We start from the raw sequence: 8,621 nt of genomic DNA, 5'->3' as shown, positions 1-8,621 counted from the left end.
AATTTTCCGCGACATTCTGGACGAGTTCAAAACGCCGGAGGAAGCGAAAGAGGAGCTCCGCAAGGCGAGGACGTCAGAGGAAGCCGAACGGACAAAAGCAGAAATCGACCCGATGCGCGAATTTGTTCGCTGCTTTGAGCAGGTTTCCATCCGTTCACACGGCATGTCGATGGGCGTTTATAAAAGCCATAGCAACGAGATCCGCCCTCGGGTAAATATCTATCATGCGTGGATGTGCTTCCATGAGGCACAAGGGAACGACCCGAAAAAAATCACTCCGTTAAAAGAGTTTTCTCGTCAATTTCAGCGCATGTTACAGACCCTGTATCCGGGCTTACAGCCGGACGACTACGAGGGCAAAAAATCAGGCGGGCTGATTCGCTATGTATGGCGACTCAAGTCGGATCCTTTCGAGTGGCTTCCAGCACGAGACCGTGAGCCGCTGAAAATGCAGCCTTAACGACAAAGCCGCCAATACTGGCGGCGTAATTTTACCTTTGAGGGCCTACTTATGAGCGCAAAAACTGACGCACTATTAGAACGGTTGATCGAATCCGGACTCGGCGCGGATGGGGATGGGAAAACGTTTCTCGAAGCGATAGCTATGTCTCTCGGCCATTCAGGGCGAAACGCCAGCGGCGAAACCGTCGCGGATTCGCTTTCGAGTATTGCCTCATCGCTTCAACGCATCGCGACAGCTCTCGAAAACAGCGATTAGCAGGCAAAAAAAAGCCCGCTCGAGGCGGGTTAAGGTGGCACCGGGAGGATGGTCCCGATATTCATTCTGACAGCGCCCCCTGTTGTTAGTTCCACTACAGAACCCGGCCAGCGCGCCGGGTTTTTTATGCGTGCCATTTCCCCGGCGCGCCCGGATGAAAGCGCAGATCGCACCAGGGGGAGCCCGGCCGCGAGATTGCCGCGCTTAATGGGAAAACTCGACACGCTGTTAAACGCGCTGTAACGCATTTTGCGGCGTTTTACGCTACAGACGCCCGTATACTCGCTATTGCCTTAAAAATGGATTCTACCCCGGAAATATCGCCGAATTTCGGCCTTTCCTCGGCCTTGCTCCCTCTCCCTTTGACTTGCCGCGCCATTCTGCCACCATTTGCACGCCTGCCAGCCGGGCCGCGTCCCCCTGGTGCGCTTGTCTGCCGCTGGATCCCGCGCGCCGGAGCTGGCCAACGACGCCGATCCGGGTGTAGTGACAACATTCTCAGCATGATGTAACTAGGGAAAACCGGCGTTTCACCTCGAAACCGGCGCGTAACCGGTTTGGGGCAAAAACAGGCCAAAACGTTGCAAAATCCGGGATAATCATCGTCTCCGGAAAACCGGAAAACCTCTATATAACAGGCACTAAAACCGGTTTCTCGCCGGTTTTGCCTGACCAAACCGCTAAAAAACCGTGAAAAACCGGCAATTTTACATAATGGGCCTTACGCGTACCTCCTTTCAAAGCCGCGCCCTGACTGGATTCCCGACGATTTACGGCGCTAAAATTTACGCAAAAAACCCAAAACCGGAAAACCGCCGGTTTGACCTGATTTTGTCGGTTTTTTGAACAAATAGCACAAAACCGCAAAAAAAAACCGGTTTGAAAACGGCGATCCGGTTTGCGGTTTTTCGCGTATTTTGAGCGTTTATTAACCAGTTTGGGGCGATTTGGGGAGGTTTGGGAATGCGTCCCTCCCCATAATAAGATGATGAAATATAAATAAAATGTGTAAAAAGGGGCCTTTGGGGAGGGTAAGTTTTATTTAGTTTCTATAAAAAGAGCGTGATCGGTTTTATGTAATACACGTAAACCGATTGCTCATGTGTAGAAAAAAAGAGAGATATACTATCCCCATTATCCCCAAAAGAAATAATATTGTTATAAAACAGTAAGTTTGATTGGGGACCGTATTGGGGACCATTGGGGAGGGACCCCCTTTATTTGGGGAGGCACCTCCCCAAATTACCCCCCGGCCCCCTCTGGCAGATACCCGAAACGGCAATTTATAGCCTGCCGATGCTGCTTATTGATGCTGATTGTTAGCTAATGAGGCCGCTCGCTATCGTTTGCTACTGCACGTTACCGCCTGCTATCAGCTATTAGTGTTCGCTATCGTTTGTGTGTGACTGACTTCCTGCCTGCCGCTGCTGGCGGTTGATCATGTGAGGTAGCTCCTGTGCGCTCCTGCTGGCCTACGTTCGGCAACGCTGCTACGGCCGGGCCTGCTGCTGCTGGCGTGCTGCCTCGCCCTGGTGCGCCCTGCTGTGCCGTTCTCTCGCGGTTGCTCGCTGCTGGTCCGCTGTGGATACTCCGCAGGTCGTGCCCCCCTGAAAAATTCGGCGGGTCCTCCCGAGGGGGGTACGGCCTTGCGGGGGCATAACCTCCGCGAAACACGCGGTCTGTGAAAAATCATTTTTCCCTATTTTATTAATATCTCCGGACACCAGAGGCGGGCCGCTTGGTGCGCGACTTCGTCATCGGACAGAAAACCGGAGAAAATCAGGACAGAGCGAAAGTGACGTTAAGAGTCTTGGGTAATTCTGGTAGTTAATTTTTTGATATAAAAACAGTTTTCCCGGTTTTATTAATACCTTTGCAGCATGTCTCCAGCTCGTCGACCGTGAGGATTAATTATCGCATCATAAGTTTTATTAAATCCCCTTAAAACTTATTCGGTATTAAAACAGGTGTGTTATATGAATCCCTTACTTGCCCTTATCAATGAAACTTCTACGAAACAGCCAGTAACCTTTGATGAAAATAGCGAGGGTGAAATTACTCGCATTCGTAAGCAGGTCCCGGCTGTTGTCCATAGTTTAAGTTTGCAAGATTTAATTGTCGGTCCGGGTCGCATTTCGGCATACGATAATATTGTCGATAAGAGTCTGGTTTCACAGGCTGGCGCGCGGATTACCGCCATTCCTGGCTTGGAGTATAAAAAGAGCCCGGAGCCGGGTAATAAGCTGATGGATTATATTCAGGTTCATTCGCGTTTTCTGACTATCGAGGCAGCTCCTTTCGAGTCAGTCAAACTGCAAGACTCTCTTACGTTGTCTAACCATCCTTATCTGGTGGCAGATTATGATTATGAAACGGCCCCGACTTACGGCGTCGGCTTCACTTTGTCACGCCGTGACATTCGAGACCTGAACAATCAGACTGCGCTAAATGCTGTGATGAGCTCGATCCATTTGGGGATCTCAAACATTGTTGATCAGGTCCTGCTGGCACAGCTCGATAAAACTGCCCCCGCCCTGGAGCAACCGACCTCCGCCGCATTGTTGAAAGCCGCAGCCGCGCGCGGCCTCCGCTTTCAGGAGCTGGCCGCGATTGCTGGCGGCAATCTGCCGGGCGTAGAAGTGGCACAGGACGGCACACTCCGCGCCTATGGCATTAAAGCGGAGTTAACCAAATTTTCAAGTTCTACTATCGTCGGCGCTTTTAACCGTGCCGCTGTCAGTATCGAGGATGACTTCCGGCTGACCGGGTATCGCAAGTTAAACGGTTCGATTGAGGTTGTTTGCTGGGTTCAAGCACAAGCGCAGGTGCCGGACGCCTCTGCATTCTGGAGAATTTAATTATGTTGCGGCGCTCTCTTACTTCACTCTCTCGCTTATTTCTTAAAGATGGTCAATTACCGGATATAGCGAGCACTGAATTACCTGACGAATTAAAACGGTTAATCAGCGCGGCTTATTTTCTGCCTCGTAGTTATGGAGAGGAGCCGCGGGTAATTGTAATGCTTAGTGGTTATCGAGCATTTTTATATTCGAGAGGGGCATTCAGCACTTTTTTAAGTAAGTTTTTTCCGGATCTTGACGATGCTAACTGTAAAAGGGCGATTCGTTATATTGAATCAAGCATTGTTGATTATTTAAAAGGCGGTCGCCTCCCTCCTAACGTAGTTCCGGAGAGTACCAAAAAGCGCAATCGCTGGATGAATAGTTGGTGATAACTATGAAAGATGAAAAGCAGGAAAAACAGCTCCGTCGCCCTTTTACGGTGATGTTATCGCCGGAGCTAAAAGAAAAAATGCTCTCTGAACAGGCGAGGATCGAGCGGGAGGAAGGTTACAGAATCCCGCTAACAGCGGTCGCGGCTCGGGCGATGGAGCGCGGTTTTAGTCACGAGTAATCAGTCTGGCCGGGGAAAGTCAGTAATTGTTATTCGTTGTTGGTGGTTGGTGGTGATAGCTCGTTAATGGCCGCGCTGGTTCCCCGTTCCGGCGCAGGCTGTCTCGATGCTTTCAGGGCTCCCGGTCCCTGACCAAAACCGGGAAAACTTTAGAATTTGTCACGCTGCTTACCAGGTTCCAGCGTGACAGAGAGGAGCAAAGCTCTCAGGCCCCGGCCCTGAGCTCCAAAAGCCGGGCGTTTGTCCTGTGGGAGTGTCACGCCGTTTTCACCGTCCCGGCGTGTTGTGAGCGCCACTTTAGCGCCACACGTTTTACCTTTCCCCCGAGCCTTGCGCCGGGGTTTTTATTCGAAATTTTGCCGGTCTTTTCATCTGCTAATTAACGTTAAATTGCAGTCTTACCACGGCCCGGCAAAAGTGGGTAATGTCATCGGGCCCGGCTCCTGAACCCAAAAAAGCCGGACTAACCTCTCCTGACGGCCAGATCATCGAATCCAGCCCGTCGGAAGATTCCTCCTGGTGCCAGCGATATTCCGGGATCGCTCCATGCCTAAGCCAGTAATCGGCTATGTGTCTTTTTTCTTCCAGATGCGCCACCACGGGGCCGCAGGCTGTGCCGGTGGCACTGGTTGATGATTTGGCTCCTCCTTGTGCTCGAGCCGCAAAAGCATGGTTTTCAGCTCGGCGACCTCCTGCCGCAAAGTCTTTAACTCCTCCATGATTTCAGCGCTCGGAGCTGTGCCATCTTCCTGTGACACAGTGTGCCGTTCTTCTGTGCCATCGTTCGCCAGCGGACCGTATACGCGGATCAGTTCCGTCGTCTCGCATTCTCTATGACCATTGGCGTTAGTCCTATATGAGACGCGGCCTGATGCCATATCGCGATAGAGCGTGCGACGGCTTTTTCCTGTCAGTTTTTGCGCCTGTGACACACTGTGCCATGCCATAAAACCCCCTCGAAAAGTGGCACACTAAACACGCCGCACTTTATCAGCGAAATAACAATCGAGCGCAATCAATATCATCGAATAACAAACGGAAACAGTCGCAAACATGGCACAAAGTGGCGTGCCAGCGTAACGCGATGAAAGCTAAGAGAATTGACAAAAAAGTCTGAAAATTAGCGGGAGATTGAAAACTTTAAATTCTTAAAACTAGGGAAGTTTTTTATGAAAATGCTTTTTTATTACGCTTTTCTAGTGTTACTATTTTTTTGCGGTCTGTTTTCCCCGGCGGGCCGCATACAAAAAACCCCCGACCGGAGTCGAGGGTTTCAGGGCCTTAAGCGATTCCCCAACCGCTCAAGGCTACAACAATCATCAAGGCCCGATGAGAGTTGCATATTTGGTAGATCAAAGCCTACCAGATTATACAGCCATATTTGAACCTCATCGCGCCATTTTTTTAAGGATTTAAAAGAAATGGCACTCAGAAAGACCTCGAAAGAGTCGGTTCCGACGTTCACAGTCGCAGAGCTCAAGCGCCTCCCGTCTGCTGTCCTGTACATGGACACAAACACGCTAACCCAATATCTCGGCATAACCCGCACGTCACTATGGCGCAAGCAGGATGTAGGCACATTCCCGAGACCGTTTAAAGTCGTTGGCCTCCGCAATTACTGGCGGCGCAAAGACGTTATCGCATGGCTGAGAACGTCAAAGCACGGCTTTTGCAAACTGAGCCCGCAGGCCCTCGCCGATATGCAGGGGGCCGAATAATGAAAACCTCGATCTCCGCAGCGTTTCAGAAGCGCGACAAATACGCCTCTTTTCACGAAAGAAGGTTTGCGGCAATGGATATTGAGCGCGAAGCCGATAGCATCCGCCAGGGTTTGCCGCATGGCGCAAAGGGCGATTTCAATCACACCCTGTTGCAGATGATTAAGCAGATTATTACCCCTGCTGAATCGGGCAAAGTGGCCTGTAAATTCGATATTAAAAGCCGCTTCCCCCCCGGCGAGATTGTTCCCCTGAACACGATCCGCTGGCTGAGTGTTTACGATTTTATTTCCTTCGCCGTCATTGCAGGGAAAAACGAGCTCGCATTCTCTGTCGCCAAGCTGGCGAAGCTAGCCCCAAAAGAATTCCCTTTCGAGTTCTCAAAGCTGGATGCCTGGCGGATCGTCATTGATTTGATGATCGATAAAGGCGTTTATAGCAAGCAAGCTAACGCGCTATTACGTAATGCCGCGAGGGAAGCAAAACTCCGGACCTTTTTCACTAAAGAGCCATGCGTTAACGGCAATATTGACAAGCGCCGGACCAGTGACGGAGCGTGCCTTTGCACGGTTTGTCGAGATCATCGCACCGCCCTGGAGCGCGCCCGTAGAGCGCAGGATATGGCCGTCAATCGCGCCGCCTGCAAAAGCTATCGCATTCGCCAGGCGATGCGTGAACTCAATGGGGGCGCAGCATGAGCGAGAGCAGTCAAGACACGATCCGCGCCCTGAGCGCGTTAAACGCCATCGACCCCGATTGCGACCGTAAAACATGGGTAAAAATCGCCGCCGCCGTTAAAGACGCGGGCCTCTCTCTCGAAGAGTTCGACGAGTGGAGCAAAGCCGGGACCAGTTACGGCGGAGCCAGTGACACGCGCGCCGCATGGAAATCAGTCAAAGAAGGCGGAGACGTCACAGAGTCGACGCTTTTCTACATGGCTAAACAGGCAGGATGGACCGACAGCGGCCGCAGCTCCACCGCCAAACCAGCCCGGGAACGCAAGCAAGCCGCGCCCAAAAAGGCCGCGAAAGCGCGCGATTTAGAGCGGGAATACTGGAAAGACGAGGCCGACGCCACCGAAACCGGGCACGACTACATAACCCGGAAAAAGGGCCAGCCTGACGGCCTGAAAGTGATCGTGAATGACGTCAAAGGATGGGCCGGAGTGGACAACCTTCGCGGCTTTCTCATGCTTCCAGCTCGTGAAAACGGGACCGGGAAGATCCTCAACATTCAGATGATTTCGCCGGACGGCAAAACCAAAATAAACGCCTATAACTCGACGCCTGGCGGATTCTTTATCGTCGGCAAACTGCACCGCCAGAAGTTTATCTACCTCGTCGAGGGCATAGGGCACGCATGGGCCGTCAATGGCGCGACAGCTAACCGCGCGTGCGGTGTTGTTGCGTTTGGCGATGCGAACCTCGAGAAAGTCGCGGATACGCTGCTCGCTGGTGGCTATCAGCGGATAGCGATCATCCCTGACCGGGGCAAAGAGGCGGACGTCGCAAAATGGGCCAGCGCTAAGGGCCTGCCTGTGTGCAATCTGCCCGACACGCTTCCCCCTGGTGCAGACGTTGGCGACCTCTGGATCGAGCACGGCGACGAGGCTGTTAAATCCGTGCTGATGCAGGTAAAAAACGCGCCCGCTGTAGAGCCTCCAAAGGTTGACGCGGCTAAGGCCAGCGCGGCCAGCGAGCCAGCGGGACGCGGTCCAAACGCTGTAGCAATGGCAGCAACATGGGATCTTAAAACGCCTGACAGCGTCCGAGCTGACACGTTCGAGATCCTTCACGCTGGCGAATTTGCTCACGAGCCAGCAACCGGCGGCATCGCAAAAAACACCGGCGGCGTATGGCGCAGCCAGGACAAAGACATAATCGAGCGGATGGTCGAAGCCATGCACCGCGAGGCGGGCATCCTGTACAGCACTCGCAACATTGAGGGCGCGGCCAAACTAATCAAAATGCGCCTCCCCAAAGTACCGCGAGAAATCACCGGCGTAATCCCATTTGAAAACGGACGCTTTAACGTCGAGGAGAAAGCCTTTATCCCCGGTTTTGATCCTGCTGAGGGCCTCCGCACGACCAACGGAATTACGTGGAACAACGAGGACGCACAAAAGCAGCCCGCGGCGTTTCACAAATACATAAACCGCGCCGGACGTAATAGCCCTGAGCTGGTGCGCCAGCTCAAAGCAGCGCTCTATATGATTGCGACGAACCGCTACGACTGGCAATTATTCATCGAAATCACCGGGCAAGGCGGATCAGGTAAGTCGCTCTTTCAGGCGCTGGCTAAACTCCTCGTCGGCGATGGAAACCACGGGACGGCATCCATTGAGAGCCTCGACGGGAAATCCGACAAAACAAAGACTTTCAGCCTCGTAAATAAACGACTGATTATCATCGCAGATCAGGAGAAATATCGCGGCCGTGCTGGCGGGCTGATGCGCATCACCGGCGGCGACGCGGTCGAGATTCGCGGCCTGTGGGTTAACGGTGGCGACGCAGTTATCCCTGCCGTCGTCCTGATAGCGAATAACGACCCGTGCCAGTTCACGAACGACGCCGGAGCTGTTGAACGCCGCCGCGTGCTGTTTAACTTCCCGGATCCAGTCCCGGAGCATGAACGCGACCCGCAGCTAATCAGCAAGCTAAAGCGCGAGTTACCGGCAATTTTCCGCGACATTCTGGACGAGTTCAAAACGCCGGAGGAAGCGAAAGAGGAGCTCCGCAAGGCGAGGACGTCAGAGGAAGCCGAACGGACAA

At 52.8% G+C, this 8,621-nt stretch carries 7 protein-coding genes; 6 read left to right on the top strand and 1 reads right to left on the bottom strand.

Annotated elements, in window-relative coordinates:
• The 4 genes from ABIB18_RS23585 to ABIB18_RS23570 all read left to right on the top strand — a co-directional run.
• Nucleotides 1-460, top strand: a 460-nt coding sequence (locus ABIB18_RS23585; RefSeq protein ID WP_354476036.1) for a hypothetical protein, incomplete at its 5' end; no start/stop codon positions are given.
• A 2,234-nt stretch (nt 461-2,694) separates the two neighbouring features.
• Nucleotides 2,695-3,576: a hypothetical protein gene (locus tag ABIB18_RS23580; protein ID WP_354476034.1), complete on the top strand. Its 882-nt coding sequence runs from the start codon at nt 2,695-2,697 to the stop codon at nt 3,574-3,576.
• 2 nt (nt 3,577-3,578) lie between these two features.
• On the top strand, nt 3,579-3,950 hold the full coding sequence (locus ABIB18_RS23575) for a hypothetical protein (RefSeq protein WP_354476032.1): 372 nt from the start codon (nt 3,579-3,581) through the stop codon (nt 3,948-3,950).
• 5 nt (nt 3,951-3,955) lie between these two features.
• Nucleotides 3,956-4,132, top strand: coding sequence for a hypothetical protein (locus ABIB18_RS23570; RefSeq protein WP_354476030.1), 177 nt, complete (start codon nt 3,956-3,958; stop codon nt 4,130-4,132).
• Between the two features lie 566 nt (nt 4,133-4,698).
• Here the strand turns inward: ABIB18_RS23570 and ABIB18_RS23565 are convergent.
• Complete coding sequence (locus ABIB18_RS23565) at nt 4,699-5,079, bottom strand: entry exclusion protein 1 (protein WP_354476028.1); 381 nt, start codon at nt 5,077-5,079, stop codon at nt 4,699-4,701.
• Between the two features lie 770 nt (nt 5,080-5,849).
• Between ABIB18_RS23565 and ABIB18_RS23560 the strand changes: the two genes are divergently transcribed.
• Both ABIB18_RS23560 and ABIB18_RS23555 read left to right on the top strand, forming a co-directional pair.
• Nucleotides 5,850-6,548: a hypothetical protein gene (locus ABIB18_RS23560; protein ID WP_354476026.1), complete on the top strand. Its 699-nt coding sequence runs from the start codon at nt 5,850-5,852 to the stop codon at nt 6,546-6,548.
• Nucleotides 6,545-8,621: PriCT-2 domain-containing protein (locus ABIB18_RS23555; protein WP_354476024.1), on the top strand; the 2,077-nt coding region annotated here is incomplete at its 3' end. The genes ABIB18_RS23560 and ABIB18_RS23555, both read left to right, overlap by 4 nt.

This window comes from Pantoea sp. UYEF8, from assembly GCF_040546285.1.
GTDB lineage: Bacteria > Pseudomonadota > Gammaproteobacteria > Enterobacterales > Enterobacteriaceae > Pantoea > Pantoea brenneri.
Note: the sequence above shows the minus strand (reverse complement) of the source record. Positions and strands in the feature narration are given on the sequence as shown.

Excerpts from the sequence above, each read along its gene's own strand:
- ABIB18_RS23570 (WP_354476030.1), top strand. The coding sequence starts at position 3,956 with ATGAAAGATGAAAAGCAGGAAAAACAGCTCCGTCGCCCTTTTACGGTG.
- ABIB18_RS23575 (WP_354476032.1), top strand. The coding sequence starts at position 3,579 with ATGTTGCGGCGCTCTCTTACTTCACTCTCTCGCTTATTTCTTAAAGAT.
- ABIB18_RS23560 (WP_354476026.1), top strand. The coding sequence starts at position 5,850 with ATGAAAACCTCGATCTCCGCAGCGTTTCAGAAGCGCGACAAATACGCC.
- ABIB18_RS23565 (WP_354476028.1), bottom strand. The coding sequence starts at position 5,079 with ATGGCATGGCACAGTGTGTCACAGGCGCAAAAACTGACAGGAAAAAGC.
- ABIB18_RS23580 (WP_354476034.1), top strand. The coding sequence starts at position 2,695 with ATGAATCCCTTACTTGCCCTTATCAATGAAACTTCTACGAAACAGCCA.